The 13,519-nt window shown below is 64.9% G+C and carries 15 protein-coding genes; 8 read left to right on the forward strand and 7 right to left on the reverse strand.

Translation table 11 applies throughout. The features are described from left to right. Nucleotides 1-20 precede the first annotated feature (20 nt). A complete protein-coding gene (locus K2U94_RS17525; protein ID WP_243068443.1) occupies nucleotides 21-623 on the reverse strand; it encodes a DUF938 domain-containing protein in 603 nt (200 codons plus the stop codon). 32 nt (nucleotides 624-655) lie between these two features. Then, a complete protein-coding gene (locus tag K2U94_RS17530; RefSeq protein ID WP_243068444.1) occupies nucleotides 656-1,258 on the reverse strand; it encodes a DUF938 domain-containing protein in 603 nt (200 codons plus the stop codon). A gap of 174 nt (nucleotides 1,259-1,432) precedes the next feature. Here K2U94_RS17530 and K2U94_RS17535 point away from each other — a divergent pair, with 174 nt between their 5' ends. Further along, nucleotides 1,433-1,822, forward strand: coding sequence for a hypothetical protein (locus tag K2U94_RS17535; RefSeq protein WP_243068445.1), 390 nt, complete (start codon nucleotides 1,433-1,435; stop codon nucleotides 1,820-1,822). A gap of 190 nt (nucleotides 1,823-2,012) precedes the next feature. Here K2U94_RS17535 and K2U94_RS17540 read toward each other — a convergent pair whose 3' ends face one another. After that, nucleotides 2,013-2,489, reverse strand: a complete 477-nt coding sequence (locus K2U94_RS17540) for a cupin domain-containing protein (protein ID WP_243068446.1) — start codon at nucleotides 2,487-2,489, stop codon at nucleotides 2,013-2,015. Between the two features lie 71 nt (nucleotides 2,490-2,560). Between K2U94_RS17540 and K2U94_RS17545 the strand changes: the two genes are divergently transcribed. Further along, on the forward strand, nucleotides 2,561-3,013 hold the full coding sequence (locus K2U94_RS17545; RefSeq protein ID WP_243068447.1) for a MarR family winged helix-turn-helix transcriptional regulator: 453 nt from the start codon (nucleotides 2,561-2,563) through the stop codon (nucleotides 3,011-3,013). Here K2U94_RS17545 and K2U94_RS17550 read toward each other — a convergent pair. Then, nucleotides 3,008-4,081: a quinone-dependent dihydroorotate dehydrogenase gene (locus K2U94_RS17550; RefSeq protein ID WP_243068448.1), complete on the reverse strand. Its 1,074-nt coding sequence runs from the start codon at nucleotides 4,079-4,081 to the stop codon at nucleotides 3,008-3,010. The genes K2U94_RS17545 and K2U94_RS17550 overlap by 6 nt on opposite strands. Then, entirely contained in the window at nucleotides 4,078-4,422 is a 345-nt protein-coding gene (locus tag K2U94_RS17555; RefSeq protein WP_243068449.1) for a DUF952 domain-containing protein, read from the reverse strand. Before K2U94_RS17555 ends, K2U94_RS17550 begins: the two co-directional genes overlap by 4 nt. A 112-nt stretch (nucleotides 4,423-4,534) precedes the next feature. On the opposite strand from K2U94_RS17555, the gene K2U94_RS17560 reads away from it, so the two are divergent. Continuing rightward, nucleotides 4,535-6,214 (forward strand): lysine--tRNA ligase, encoded by a 1,680-nt coding sequence (locus tag K2U94_RS17560; protein ID WP_243068450.1) that lies wholly within the window; start codon nucleotides 4,535-4,537, stop codon nucleotides 6,212-6,214. On the opposite strand, the gene K2U94_RS17565 is transcribed toward K2U94_RS17560, so the two are convergent. Then, nucleotides 6,139-8,052 carry a glycosyltransferase family 2 protein gene (locus K2U94_RS17565; protein WP_243068451.1) on the reverse strand — a complete coding sequence of 638 codons (1,914 nt, stop codon included), beginning with the start codon at nucleotides 8,050-8,052 and terminating at the stop codon, nucleotides 6,139-6,141. The genes K2U94_RS17560 and K2U94_RS17565 overlap by 76 nt on opposite strands. 151 nt (nucleotides 8,053-8,203) lie before the next feature. Here K2U94_RS17565 and K2U94_RS17570 point away from each other — a divergent pair, with 151 nt between their 5' ends. The 5 genes from K2U94_RS17570 to mtnA all read left to right on the forward strand — a co-directional run bounded on the left by K2U94_RS17570 (nucleotide 8,204) and on the right by mtnA (nucleotide 12,934). Beyond that, entirely contained in the window at nucleotides 8,204-8,959 is a 756-nt protein-coding gene (locus K2U94_RS17570; protein WP_243068452.1) for a transporter substrate-binding domain-containing protein, read from the forward strand. A 40-nt stretch (nucleotides 8,960-8,999) separates the two neighbouring features. Then, entirely contained in the window at nucleotides 9,000-10,028 is a 1,029-nt protein-coding gene (locus tag K2U94_RS17575; RefSeq protein WP_243068453.1) for a 2'-deoxycytidine 5'-triphosphate deaminase domain-containing protein, read from the forward strand. A 140-nt stretch (nucleotides 10,029-10,168) separates the two neighbouring features. Then, nucleotides 10,169-10,963, forward strand: a complete 795-nt coding sequence (locus tag K2U94_RS17580) for a bestrophin-like domain (RefSeq protein WP_243068454.1) — start codon at nucleotides 10,169-10,171, stop codon at nucleotides 10,961-10,963. A 73-nt stretch (nucleotides 10,964-11,036) separates the two neighbouring features. Next, nucleotides 11,037-11,864 (forward strand): class II glutamine amidotransferase, encoded by an 828-nt coding sequence (locus K2U94_RS17585; protein WP_243068455.1) that lies wholly within the window; start codon nucleotides 11,037-11,039, stop codon nucleotides 11,862-11,864. Next, nucleotides 11,858-12,934: an S-methyl-5-thioribose-1-phosphate isomerase gene (mtnA, locus tag K2U94_RS17590; protein ID WP_243068456.1), complete on the forward strand. Its 1,077-nt coding sequence runs from the start codon at nucleotides 11,858-11,860 to the stop codon at nucleotides 12,932-12,934. The genes K2U94_RS17585 and mtnA overlap by 7 nt, the downstream gene beginning before the upstream one ends. Before the next feature lie 112 nt (nucleotides 12,935-13,046). Here mtnA and K2U94_RS17595 read toward each other — a convergent pair whose 3' ends face one another. Continuing rightward, nucleotides 13,047-13,517, reverse strand: coding sequence for an arsenate-mycothiol transferase ArsC (locus K2U94_RS17595; RefSeq protein WP_243068457.1), 471 nt, complete (start codon nucleotides 13,515-13,517; stop codon nucleotides 13,047-13,049). Between the last annotated feature and the right edge of the window lie 2 nt (nucleotides 13,518-13,519).

Raw genomic sequence — 13,519 nt, forward strand, 5'->3', positions numbered from 1 at the left:
CACGACGCGTCACGCGCGTCCTAAAGCTTTCGGAAGATTAGGCCCAGATTGTTCGCGGCCGTTTCAATGATCTCCAGTTCCGAAAAGTCGTTGTCCCGCGCCACGGCCTCGACCGCCGCAAGTTCGCGCAAACCCCATTCCGGATTTTGCGCGCGCAAACGAGCGTCGAAAGCGCGAAGGGCCGGCGCGGTTTCGACGCCGTCGCGCAAGAACGGGCCATGGATAAAAAGCCTGGCGCCCGGCGGGAGCAGGTCATAAGCCTGATAGAACAGCCCCTCGGTCGCAGGCCAGGGCGCGACATGAAGCAAGTCGATGCAAAAAACGGCGTCGGCCGTGCAGATAGGCCGCGGCGGACGCCGGGCGTCGAGCGCGATGGCAGGCCGCACATTCCATGTCCGCTTCCAGGCGACCCAGGCGTCGATGCTCGCCCTCGCGTTGGGATCGATGTCCGACGGTTGAAACGTCAGGAGCGGCAGGGCGGCGGCGAAATGGACGATATGCTCGCCGGTGCCGCTGCCGATTTCGAGCGCCAGCCCTCTCCGCGGCAGAACGCCGCGCAGAATCGCGAGAATGGCGTCGCGGTTGCGGGCGACCGCCGGCGCGTGGAGGCGGGGATCGATCATGCCCGCGCGAAGCGAAAAATATGCCGCCGCTCTTAGATGCGGCGGAAGATGACGCTCAGATTGTTCGCCGGCATTTCGACGATCCGCGGCGCGGAAAAATCGTTGTCCCGCGCGACCGCCTCGACGGCGGCGAGATCGCGCAGGCCCCATTCCGGATTCTGCCCGCGCAGCCAGGCGTCGAAGGCGAGATTGCTCTCCGCCGTCGCCACTCCCGCCCGCGCGAAGGGGCCATAGAGATAAAGGACCGCGCCGGGGGCGAGTATTTCATAGGCATGGCGGAACAGGCCCTCGGTCGCCGCCCAGGGCGAGATGTGAGCCATGTTGATGCACAGGATCGCATCGGCCCAGGACAAAGGCCAGGGCGGGCGCGACGCGTCGAGCGCGACCGCCGGCCGGACATTGGGCAGGGCGCTCGCCGCGATCCAGGCGTCAATGCTCGCCCGCGCTCCCGGGTCGGGGTCGGAAGGCTGAAACTGCAGGCCGGGAAACGCGGCGGCGAAATAAGCGGCATGCTCGCCGGAGCCGCTGGCGATTTCGAGCGCCAGCCCTTTCGACGGAAGGATCTGGCGCAGGACGTCGAGAATCGGCTCGCGGTTGCGGGCGGCGGCTGGAGCGAAGAGGCGCGGATCGGTCATCCCCCTTTCATAAGGCAAGCGGCGCGGCTTCGAAAGCCGCTTGCGCGCCAGCTAACGCCGCTCGCGCGTCATGAGCCAAGCGGGACCCTGTCATGTGTAGTTTGCACTGCACAAATCGCTGCACTGCACTATTTTAGACTTTAGTATCAAACGCCTCTCTGAAAGGATAAAAACATGCAGAATGCGCGTCATCTGCTCGCCGCCACGCTCGCCGCCGCGGGCCTTTTCGCCTCGGCTGGCCTCGCTTCGGCTCGGGACAACACGGCACAAACAGTCAAGCCCTATCAGGGCGTCATGCTCGATGTCGGATCGAAGCAGTTGGGCGGCTATTTCGTCGCCGCCGACGGCCGCTGCAAACTGACGGCGATCGTCGCCGACGGCTATCATGAAGACCGCGCGCCGGCCTATTCCGCCATGCGCGTGCAATTGACGGTCGATGTCGGCAAGCCGGCCCAATTGGACACGGCCGAAGGCAAGGCGGTTCAGTTCGAATGTCTGAACGGCGCCCAGGCGATGAAGGCTTCGTTGCTCGATCGGCTCGCCTATTACGCTCCGGCCAAGTAAGACCCGGCTGGAAATTTTGCGAATGACGAACGCGCGGCGACCTTTCGCCGCGCGTCATTATTGCGCGCGGGCACGGCAATTGACGCGGGCAATTTCTGGCGGGAAAGCGCGCATCTGCGCCGACGCCGGCGCATCCCGGTCGCCGCCCTGCGCCGGCGCACGCCCGTCTGAACGCCCAATGGTGTCCTATTCAGAATTCGGCCGTCGCCTGTCTCGCGCTTTGAGGCGCCACGCGAAGAACAGCGCCATTTTCCAGAATCACCGGAATGAGCGCTTGCTTTTCGGTCGCGCCTGCTTTTATGGCGGCGTCGAGCGCACCGAAAAGCCGCGACGCGCCGGCGCGCGAAGTCACGGAAATCATCTCGCCGTCGGTGACAAACCGGAACCAATGCGTGACGCCCGCGGGCACGTGGGCGACGGCGCCGGGTCCGAGCCGCTGGCTCAAGTCTCCAGCGCCGATTTCGACTTCGCCCGTCACGATATAGAACGTTTCGTCCCATTCATGGGCGTGGGGAGGAGGGCCCTGCCCGGCGTCTCCCTGCTGCCGAAACAGCTCGAGCCCGCCAGAGCGGCCTGAATCGACGAGAACGGTGATTCGCTCGCCAAGAACGTTCAAAGGCTGCGGCAATTCCGCGCACGACGCCATGAAAGGTTGCGTTTGCGCCATCGTTCCCTCCATATAGACAGATAACCTGTCTGATATAGACATGCTATCTGTCCAATGTCAATTTGTGGCTCATGGAACAGACCAATATCCGATTACGGCGGCGGACTTTTGGCGGCTTGCTGCAATTCGCCGCCGAAACCCTGCGCGCCCGCGTCTATTCCCGGCTTGCCGAAGTTGGCTTTCCGGACATCCGCCCCGCCCATTCACGCCTTTTCCGAAATTTGACCGAGAACGGCTCTCGCGTGTCGGACCTCGCCGAACGCGCTCAGATGACCAAGCAAAGCATGGCCTATCTGGCGGATAGCCTGGCGGCGGCGGGCTACGTGAAGTTTGAGCCGGATCCGACCGACGGCCGAGCCAAACTGGTGCAGCTCACCGCAAGGGGGCGGGCGGCGTCGGAGGCTTTGATTCAGCTCAGCACTGACAGCGAGGCGGCGTTCGCGGATGTCCTCGGAGCTGAGGAAATGCGGGAGTTGCGGCGACTTCTGGAGCTTTTCGTCGATCGCTTCAGCGCGGCGTCATAGCCAATCCTGGACCGCGCTGCCAACGGCCGGGCCGATCGCGCGCAGTTTTCGCGCCTGCAAATGGGCGACCAGCCCGTTCTTGATGCGCGCGACGAGGCTGAGGCCCTCGTAAACCAGCGAGGAATAGAGCTGGATCAAAGTCGCGCCGGCCTCGATCTTGGCCCAGGCGGCTTCCGGCGAATCGACGCCGCCGACCCCGATCAGCGGAAACTGCCCTTCGACGCGGATAAAAGTCTGCGCCAGCATGCGGGTGGCGAGCGAAAACAGCGGCGCGCCGGACAGGCCGCCGGTCTCTTTGCGCGCCTCGTCGCGCAGCGAATCGGATCGGGAAATCGTGGTGTTGGAGACGATCATGCCATCGACGCCGCGCGCGCGGGCGACCGCCACGACGTCGTCGAGTTCGGCCAGGCTAACGTCCGGCGCGATCTTCAGCAGCACCGGCCGGCGCGGCTCGATTGCGGCGACCGCGTCGCGGGCGTCAAGCACGCGGGCAAGCAGGTTATCGAGCGCGTCCCGCTGTTGCAGGTCGCGCAGGCCGGGCGTGTTGGGCGAGGAAATATTGACGGTGAAATAAGAGGCGACGTCGGCGAAGGCCTCGATTCCGGCGACATAATCGGCGGCGCGGTCGGACGAATCCTTGTTGGCGCCGATATTGACGCCCACCACCCCGCCGCGCGCGCCGCGCGCCGCCAGGCGGTCATGGGCGTCGGCGTGACCGCCATTATTGAAGCCGAAACGATTGATGATCGCGCGATCCTCATGCAGGCGGAAAAGACGCGGCCGCGGGTTTCCTCCTTGAGGGCGCGGGGTGAGCGTGCCGACTTCGGTAAAGCCGAAACCGAGACGAAGAAGGGGAGCGGGGACGCGGGCGTCCTTGTCGAAACCAGCCGCCATGCCGATCGGATTGGGGAAGTCGAGGCCGAAGACGGTCTGGCCGAGCGTTTCATGATCGGCGGGCGGCGGCGGCAGGGGCATGCGCTCCAGCGCGAAAATCGTCAGATTATGCGCGCGCTCGGCATCGATCGCATGGAGAAAGGGCAGAGCGAAAGAATCGAAAAATCCCATCATTCCAGCAGTCCGGAAAAATCATGCGCGCCGTTGGCGCGGCGGTCGAGGGGAAGCGCGAAACGGGCGAGCCCGGTCGGCAGCGGCGCGTAAAGATGAGGAAACAAAGCGCCGCCGCGCGAAACCTCGTAAACCAACTTGTCGCCGAGGTCCTGCTCCTCGACCGCAACCAGCAGGAGATGGTCCCGGCCGGCGAAATGTTTCGCCGCGGTCTCTTCGACCTGGGCGGCGGTCGAGAAATGGATGAAGCCGTCAGCGCGGTCGATGGCCGCTCCTTCGAACAATCCGCGCCCGCGCGCGTCTTCCCATTCGTCGGCCGCGACGATTTTATAGATGAGCGCCAAATTCTCCCCCCGGACCGGCGATTTACAGCATTCTTTTTGCCCTTTCGCCAGCCGCGCGCAACGGATAAAAGCGAGGGCGCAAACGCCAAAGCCTGACACGTTGCCAAAAAAAATGACCGAAATCGCCTCCCAGCTCGCCGAATTCGCCCGCCAATCGAACGCCTGGCCGTTCGAGGAGGCGAAAAAACTCGTGGCGCGCGTGGAGCGCAGCGGACAGAAACAGGTCCTGTTCGAGACCGGCTATGGTCCCTCGGGACTGCCCCATATCGGCACTTTCGGCGAGGTCGCGCGCACGACCATGGTGCGCCACGCCTTCGAAACCCTGACCCAGGGCAAGATCGCCGCGCGGCTTCTGGCCTTTTCCGACGATCTCGACGGCTTGCGCAAAGTTCCGGACAATATTCCCAACAAGGATCTGGTCGCGGCCCATCTCGGCAAGCCATTGACCCAGGTTCCGGACCCTTTTGGCGAATATCCGAGCTTCGGCGCACATAACAACGCGCGGCTGCGCGCCTTTCTCGACGCCTTTGGTTTCGAATATGAATTCGCCTCGGCGACGCAATATTACCAATCCGGCCGTTTCGACGCGACATTGCTGAAAATGCTGGCGCGCTACGACGCCGTCCAGGCGATCATGCTGCCGTCGCTGCGCGCCGAGCGCGCGGCGTCTTACGCGCCCTTCCTGCCGATCCATCCCACGACCGGAATCGTGATGCAGGTTCCGCTCGAAGAAATCGACGTCGCGCGCGGGCTCATCGCCTGGCGCGACCCGGACACGGGCGAGCGCTTCGAAACCCCGGTGACCGGGGGCCATTGTAAATTACAGTGGAAGCCGGACTGGGCGATGCGCTGGTGCGCGCTCGGCGTCGATTACGAAATGGCCGGCAAGGACCTGATCGATTCGGTCAAGCTTTCGGGCGAGATCGCCCGCGCGCTCGATTGCGCGCCGCCGGAGGGCTTTAACTACGAATTGTTCCTCGACGAGAATGGGCAGAAGATTTCCAAGTCCAAGGGCAACGGCCTGACCATTGACGAATGGCTGCGCTACGCCAGCCCGGAATCGCTCGCCTTCTTCATGTATTGGAAGCCGCGCGAGGCCAAAAGACTCTATTTCGACGTGATTCCCAAGGCGGTGGACGAATATCTCGCCTTTCTCGACGCTTATCCCCGCCAGGACTGGAAATTGCGGCTCGGCAATCCCGCCTGGCATATCCATGCCGGGAACCCACCGCCGCCCGAATTCATCGCCCATGCCGGCGAAGCGAAAGGAACGGCGATTTCTTTCGGCATGCTCCTGAACCTCGCGGCGGTGGCCAACAGCGAGGACCCCGCGGTGCTGTGGGGCTTCCTGCGCCGCTATGCGCCCGAGGCGAGCCCGGAAAAATTTCCCCGCCTCGACCGCATGATCCAATACGCCGTGGTCTATTTCCGCGATTTCGTGCGGCCCAAAAAAGTCTATCGCGCGGCGGATGAGGTCGAGCGCGCCGCGCTCGAAAAGCTGTCCGAGGCGCTCGCCGGCCTGCCGCCCGACCCGAGCGCGGAAGACGTCCAGACCCTGCTCTATGACGTCGCGCGCCCCATCCCGCGCTATCAGAATTTTGCCGCCAAGAGCGCGACTCCGGAAAAGCCGGGCGTGTCGAACGATTGGTTCTCCATGCTCTATCAGGTGCTGCTCGGCGAAGCGCGCGGCCCCCGCTTCGGCTCCTTCGTCGCGCTTTACGGCGTGGACAACGCCCGCGCCTTGATCGCCGACGCTCTTGCGGGGAAATTTTTGGCGCCGGCGTCGGTTTGAGCCGGCCGCGGCGTGTGTTCGGTCTTGGTCCACACGAACGGCCGGCGTGTCCATTCCCATAGAGCCCGCCAGGCGGCGGCGCTCAGCAGCAGCAGATAGAACGGCGCAAGCAAAAGAAGCGGCGAGGCTTTCAGGCCGCGCCGTTTCATGCCAAGCGCCATCGGCGCGATCAGCGCGGCGAGGCCGAACAGCCCAACGCTCAGGTTGAGGGCGGCGAAGAAAAGGCGCGTGGCGTTCGCCGGCGCCAGCAGGTCGCCGTAAATGAGGTCACGGGCGAAGCGCGCGCTGTAGAACGGCCCGAACAAAGGGCCGGCGATCAGGCTCGACATGGCGCTGAGCGCGGAAAAACTCTGGATCAGGCCGATCTTGCGGACATGCTTGCGCGGCGTGCGCAGGAAGACCGCAAGGGTTTGCATCCAGCCCTTCATCCAGCGCGACCTTTGCCCGAGCCAGCTCGCAATGTCGGTCGGCGCGTCTTCGTAAGTCGTCGCCGCGATCACCCCGACCTCATAGCCGAGGCGCGCGAAGCGCAAGCCGAGATCGGCGTCCTCGGTGACGTTCCAGGCGTCCCAGCCGACCACCCGGCGCAGAATGTCGGTGCGGAAATGATTTGACGTGCCCCCGAGCGGCAGCGGCAGGCCGAGCGCGGCAAGGCCCGGATTGATGACGTCGAACAAAGCGGCGTAGCCGATGGCGAAAAAATAGGACAGCCAGCTTTCATGGCCGTTGTCGATCGCAAGTCGCGCCTGAAAACAGGCGACGCGCGGCCCGGCGACGGCGAAGGCCGCCGCCGCCGCGCGTAGTTGCCCCGGCTCGGGCCGGTCCTCGGCGTCGAGGATCGTCAGCAGACGCCCGCGCGCCAGCGGCAAAGCGACGTTCAGCGCGCGCGGCTTGGTGCGCGGCGCGCCGCGCGGCGCCACGACAATTTCGGCATAAGGCGGCAATCCGGCGGCGCGCAAGGCCTGCGCGGTGCCCGGATCGTCAGGCTCGACCACGATCTTCAGGTCGAGTTTCGCGCAAGGATAATCGAGCGCCCGGATCGCGCGTAAAAATTGCGCGGCGACGCCGGCCTCACGATACATCGGCGCGACGATGGTGAAAGTCGGCAGATCGCGGTCGCACAAAGGGGGCGGCGGCGGGCTGGTCGGCGTCCGGCTCGCGGCCAGGGCGCACAGCCGCACATAGATCCCGCCCAGGAACAGCGCCGAGAGAAAGGACGAGGCGAAGACGAGCAGTTCCGACGACAAAGCGAACAGGCCAGCCAGCACGACAAGGCTGAAAAGCATGGTCAGCCGGTTGCTCCAGCGCAATTGCGGGGCGTTGGCGCTGAGCCGCGAATCGGCGCGCGACAAAGCGTAACTGGCGTCGTCGGACAAAGCGCGGCGGCCCTTGGCGCGGACGAGCGCCGAAAAAATCGCCGGCGCGCAGATCGCGACGCGACGGGCGGCGCCGGAGCCAAGCGCCAGCAGCTTGCGAACGTCACGGCCGCGCGGCGCCATCAGCCAGTCGAAATTTTCGCGCCCTGGATCGGCGCGGGCGACGCTGGCGCGCAGCGCGGCCCGATAATCGAAACCGGGCGCGAGCGCCGCCGCGCGCTCGACATAGGCGCAGTTGAGGCGCCGCGCCAACGCCCGGTAATAAAGGCTTTCCTCGATCAACCCTTCGGCGATGAGAACCTCGTCGGCGCCGGCGCCCTGGGCGCGGGCGCGCCGCGCCGCATGGTTCAGCGCTTTCACGCCGACCCCCTCGGCGGCGAGAAAGGCGATTTCGGGCGGCCAATCCTCGGCGCCATCGGCTTCAAAACTTCGGCCGCTGCGGTATAAAGGCCCAGGATTCATGAGCGGACCGGGACGGGACGTGACCAGCAGATTCTTTACCCGCCAATCCAGCGCGACAGCAAAGCTTTTTTGCCTAGCACTTTGTTTTTTTTATGCTTTTCAACTCGCAGGTTGCAGCGCCCGGGCCAGAACGGCAAATTCTTCCGTCTTTTTGCCCAGTCTGTTCGATCCCCACAACCGCCCGGCTGCGCCGGGGGCCGAGACGCTGAAGCCGATCCGCTTTCTGCTCGCCGACGATTATCCGCCCTTTGAATTTCTCGGGCCCGACGGGACGCTCGCCGGCTTCAATGTCGATCTGGCGCGGGCGATCTGCCACGAATTGAAGGTTTCCTGCACCGTCCAGCCGCGCCGCTGGGACAATCTGCTCGACGCGCTCGACGCCAAGGAGGGAGACGCCGTCATCGCCTCGCTGAAGGAGACGCCGGCCGCGCGGGCCCACGCGCGTTTCACCGCGCCCTATTATCTCACCCCCGCCCGCTTCATGTCGCTCGCGACCGCCAAAAAATTCGATGTCCGGCCCGAGGCTTTGCGCGACGTGACGATCGGGGTTGAGGCGGGCAGCGCCCACCAGGCCTTTCTCAAGCTATTCTTTGCGCGCTCGACCATAAAAACCTTTCCCGACCGCGCCGCTTTGCTGGCGGCCTTGCGTGACAAAAAGATCGACCTCGCCTTCGGCGACGCGGTGACCTATGCGATCTGGATGAACGATCCGCATTCGGACAATTGCTGCGTCTTCCAGGGCGGACCTTTTCTCGAGCCCGCCTTTTTCGGCGAGGGAATCGGCGTCGCAGTGCGGCCCGGCGACGACAAGCTGCGCCACACGCTCGACTGGGCGCTGCAACAGCTCGACGAAAGCGGCAAGCTGAACGAGCTGTACCTGAAATATTTCCCCATCGGCTTTTATTGATTCCGGCGACAGCAACCATGAAACAGAACGGAACCACGCCATGACCTTCCGCATCTGGCCTTCGCAGAAAATCCGGCAGGCCGCCGCGGACGGCGTCATCCTGGCGGCGATCACCATCGAAGAGAGGCAGATTCAGCCCGCGAGCCTCGACCTGCGCCTGGGAAATTGCGCCTACCGCGTTCCGGCGAGCTTTCTGCCCGGAAAGGCGCGGACGGTCGAAGAACGGCTCGCGACTCTCGCCACCCATCAGGTCGATCTGTCGCGTCCGCAGGTTCTGGAGCGAAATTGCGTCCATATCATTCCGCTGGTCGAGCGGGTCAAGCTCCCCGCCGGCGTCAGCGCGCGCGCCAATCCCAAAAGCTCCTCGGGCCGACTCGACATTTTCGTGCGGCTGATCACCGATGGCGGCGTCGCCTTCGATGAAATTCCCGACGGCTATGACGGGCCTCTATTCGCCGAAGTGGTGCCGCGGTCCTTTCCGGTCATCTGCGGCGTCGGCGCGAAACTCTGCCAGATCCGCTTCCGCGAACAGGCGGACGAACCCCGCGCCGTCCCGCGCACGATGGCGGTGTCGATCAATCTGGAGCCGACCGAACCGGGCAATGTCGTCGCCTATCGCGCCCGCCGCACGTCCGGCCTCATCGACATCGACCGTATCGGCGCCTATAGACGCTCCGATTTCTGGGAGCCGATCGTCCTCGAACCGGGGCAGCGGGAATTGGTGCTCGATCCCGACGATTTCTACATCATGGCCTCATTGGAGGACATCGCCGTTTCGCCCGACGAAGCCTCGGAGATGATCGCCTATGACACGTCGGTCGGCGAAGTGCGCGTACATTACGCCGGCTTCATCGACCCCGGCTTCGGCGCGCCGGACGCCAATGGCCGCGGCAGCAAGATCGTGCTCGAGGTCAGATGTCACGACGTGCCCTTCATCCTCGAACACGCCCAAAGGGTCGGCACGCTGCTGTTCGAGAAAATGACGGAGCGGCCGGACGTTCTCTACGGCCAGGACCTCAAGTCGAATTACCAGGGACAGGGCCTGAAACTGTCGAAGCATTTTCGCTGAGCCGCCCGAGGCCGCCGGCGCTTTCGCGCCGGCGTCAGGAACGGACGCGGAGCGCCTCCCGCGTCTTGACAGGCCGCGGCAAAATCCGGCCAAGCTGTCCCGCCGCCAGGCAGGACGGCGCGCGAAGCGGGAAGCAACCAATGCAGGACCCCATCAATGCGGTGGTCATCTTTCTGATTCTGTGCGCGAGCGCCGCGCTCGGCTTCTTCATTCACACCCGCCTGCCCGAAAAACATAAATCGCCCGAGTCCATATCGCTGGTTCAGCTCGTGGTGATGCTCCTGGTGAATTTCACCGCGATCGTGCTCGGTCTTCTGACGACATCGGTGAAATCCGGCTTCGACTCCGCCTATGCCGCGCGCGGAAACGACGCGGCGCAGATCGTCCAGCTCGATCGCTGCCTGCGCGATTACGGACCCGAAACCGCTGCGATCCGCGCGCAATTGCGCGGCTATGTCGCGGCGGTCATCGCCAGCACCTGGCCGGACGAGCCGCGCCCGACCGGCGTCGCTTATCCCGACACGGCCGAGATGCCGCAATTTGGCGAGGCCCCGCGCCTCTCCACCGTCCTGGGCGACGCCGGACTGGAAATCCGCTCGCTTGAGCCGACGACCTCGCTGCAAAGAAACGTGTTCTCGGCCTGCGAGGCGCAATATCGCGATGTCCTCAAGGCGCGGTGGAAAGTGATCGAAGGCGCGCGCGCCTCGATTTCTCCGCCCTTTTATTGGGTGCTGGTGTTCTGGCTGGCGATTCTGTTCGGCTCCTTCGGACTGACCACCCGTCCGAACACGACAATCATGACCATCATCGCGCTCTGCGCCCTCTCGATTACCATCGCGGTCTTCATCATCCTGGACCTCGACGAGCCTTACGGCGGGCTGTTCGGCATTCCGAGCACGGCGATGCGCGAGGCTCTCGCCGATATGATGCACTGAAGCGCGAAAATTGTTGGCGCGCGCGCGATCCTTGGCTATGCCGGATCGATCGATCCGTCTGGCGCCGAACCCGATGTGCGAACTCCTTGGAATGAGCGCGAATGTCCCGACCGACATTCGTTTTTCCTTCGCCGGCCTCGCGCGGCGCGGAGGCGGCGTCGGGCCGCATCGCGACGGCTGGGGCGTCGCCTTTTACGAAGGCCGCGCCGCGCGCGCCTTTCACGATCCAGAACCGGCGGCAAGCTCCGACATCGCGCGCTTCGTCAGCGCCCATCCGATCAAAAGCCGCACCGTCATCGCCCATATCAGGCAGGCCAATCGCGGCCCGGTGGCCCTCGCCAACACCCATCCCTTCTCGCGCGAACTCTGGGGCCGGGTCTGGACCTTCGCCCATAACGGCCAGTTGCGCGGCGTCAAATCCCTGCCGCTCGACTTTTACGCGCCGGTCGGCGCGACCGACAGCGAATATGCCTTCTGCTGGATGCTCGACCAGTTGCGGGCGCGTTTCCCCTCCCTGCCCGCCGCCCGCGATCTCGACCGCGAAATCCTCCAGCTCAGCGCGCGGCTTGCGCGGATGGGCGTATTCAACATGCTGCTCAGCGACAGCCGGACGCTTTACGCCTTCTGCGGCAAAAGGCTTTCCTGCCTCACCCGCCGCGCGCCTTTCGGCCAGGCGAGCCTGATCGACGACGACCGCAAGGTGAATTTCGCGGAAGAAACCGGGCCGAACGATTGCGTCACCGTGGTCGCGACCGGCCCACTGACCAGCGACGAGACCTGGACCGCGATCAAGCCGGGCGCGCTGCTCGCGCTGCGCGACGGCAAGATCGCCGCCTCGCTTTTCATCGAACCGCCCGGCGGGGAAAAGCCCGCGCGCGGCAAAAGGAGCCCGCCATGCTGATCGACGGCGCAAGACGCCAATCCATCTGGCCCGATCCCGAGGGCGAGGGCGTCTTCATTCTCGACCAGACCCTCCTGCCCCATGCCGTCGCCACCGTGCTGCTGCGCGATCTCGCCGATGCGGCGCGGGCGATCAAGGACATGCAGGTGCGCGGCGCGCCACTGATCGGCGTCACCGCGGCTTTCGGCCTGGCGCTTGCCCTGCGCGCCGATTCTTCCGACGCCGGCATGGCCAAAGCGGCGGAAGTCTTGCGCGCGACGCGGCCGACGGCGGTCAATCTCGCCTGGGCCCTGGCGCGGATGACTGAATTTCTCCAGCAAATGCCCGACGAGCTGCGCCGCGACGCCGCTTTCGCCTTCGCCAGACATCTGGCCGAGAAGGATATCGCCTGCAACGAGGCGATCGGCGACCACGGACTGGCGCTGATCCGCGCGGCGGCGGAAAAACGCAACGGCGCGCCGGTGCGCATCCTCACCCATTGCAACGCCGGCTGGCTCGCCACCGTCGACTGGGGCACCGCGACCGCGCCGATCTACAAGGCCCAGGCGGCGGGCGTCCCCCTCCATGTCTTCGTGGACGAGACGCGTCCGCGCAACCAGGGCGCCTCGCTCACCGCTTTTGAGCTCGGCCAGCAGAGGGTTCCGCACACCCTCATCGTCGATAACGCCGGCGGCCATCTGATGCAGCGCGGCGAGATCGACCTGGCGATCGTCGGCGCCGACCGCATCGCCGCCAATGGCGACGTCTGCAACAAGATCGGCACTTATCTGAAAGCCCTTGCCGCCCGCGACTGCGGCCTGCCCTTCTATGTCGCCGCCCCGGTCTCGACCCTCGACCCCGCGCTCGCCGAAGGCGGCCTGATCCCGATCGAGGAGCGCGCGCAGGAAGAGGTCACGATCATGCCCGGCCTGGCGGCGAATGGCGAGGTGGTTGCGGTGCGGATCGCGCCGAAAGACACGCCGGCGCGCAACCCCGGCTTCGACGTCACCCCAGCACGGCTCGTGAGCGGGATCATCACCGAAAAAGGCGTGTTTGAAGCGAGCAAGGAAGCTTTGGCGGGACTCGCGTGATTTTGTCCCGTTTTCATGGATCAGAACCAGTGCGCGCCGGGACCACATGTGAAGCCGCCGAAGGTCTTTTATCGGCGCGACCAGCCGAGACATCGGAGCAGAATTTCGGCGCTTACGGAATGTCCACGGAGCGGACCTTCATCGTTGCTCGGCCCTCGGGCTCGAAACGCTGTTTGATCCGGCCCATCAAGGCGTCGCGCAAGCCGCGATAGGCGGCGAGTTTGTGGTCTCGGGCGCCATCGACACAAGTGACGTCCGCGGTCGGCCAATATTCGACCGGCGTCGAGAGGTCGCGGGTCAGCTCCAACATGCGGTGATGGGCCTCGGGCGAGAGCGTCACGATCAGGTCGAAACGCGACAGGTCCACCTCGTCGAAGGTCCGGGCGACATGGTCCATCATGGCGACGCCGGCCTCGGCCATGACGCAGAGCGCGAAGCCGTCCATGTCCGCCGCGCGCAGGCCCGCCGAGGCGACTTCCATGGTCGACCGGAACAATTTGCGCGCCAGGCCCTCGGCCATTGGCGAGCGCGCGCTGTTCAGCGTGCAGGCGAATAAAACCGCGCCCGGACGCGAGGCCTCCATTT

This window comes from Candidatus Rhodoblastus alkanivorans (genome assembly GCF_022760755.1).
Taxonomy (GTDB): domain Bacteria; phylum Pseudomonadota; class Alphaproteobacteria; order Rhizobiales; family Beijerinckiaceae; genus Rhodoblastus; species Rhodoblastus alkanivorans.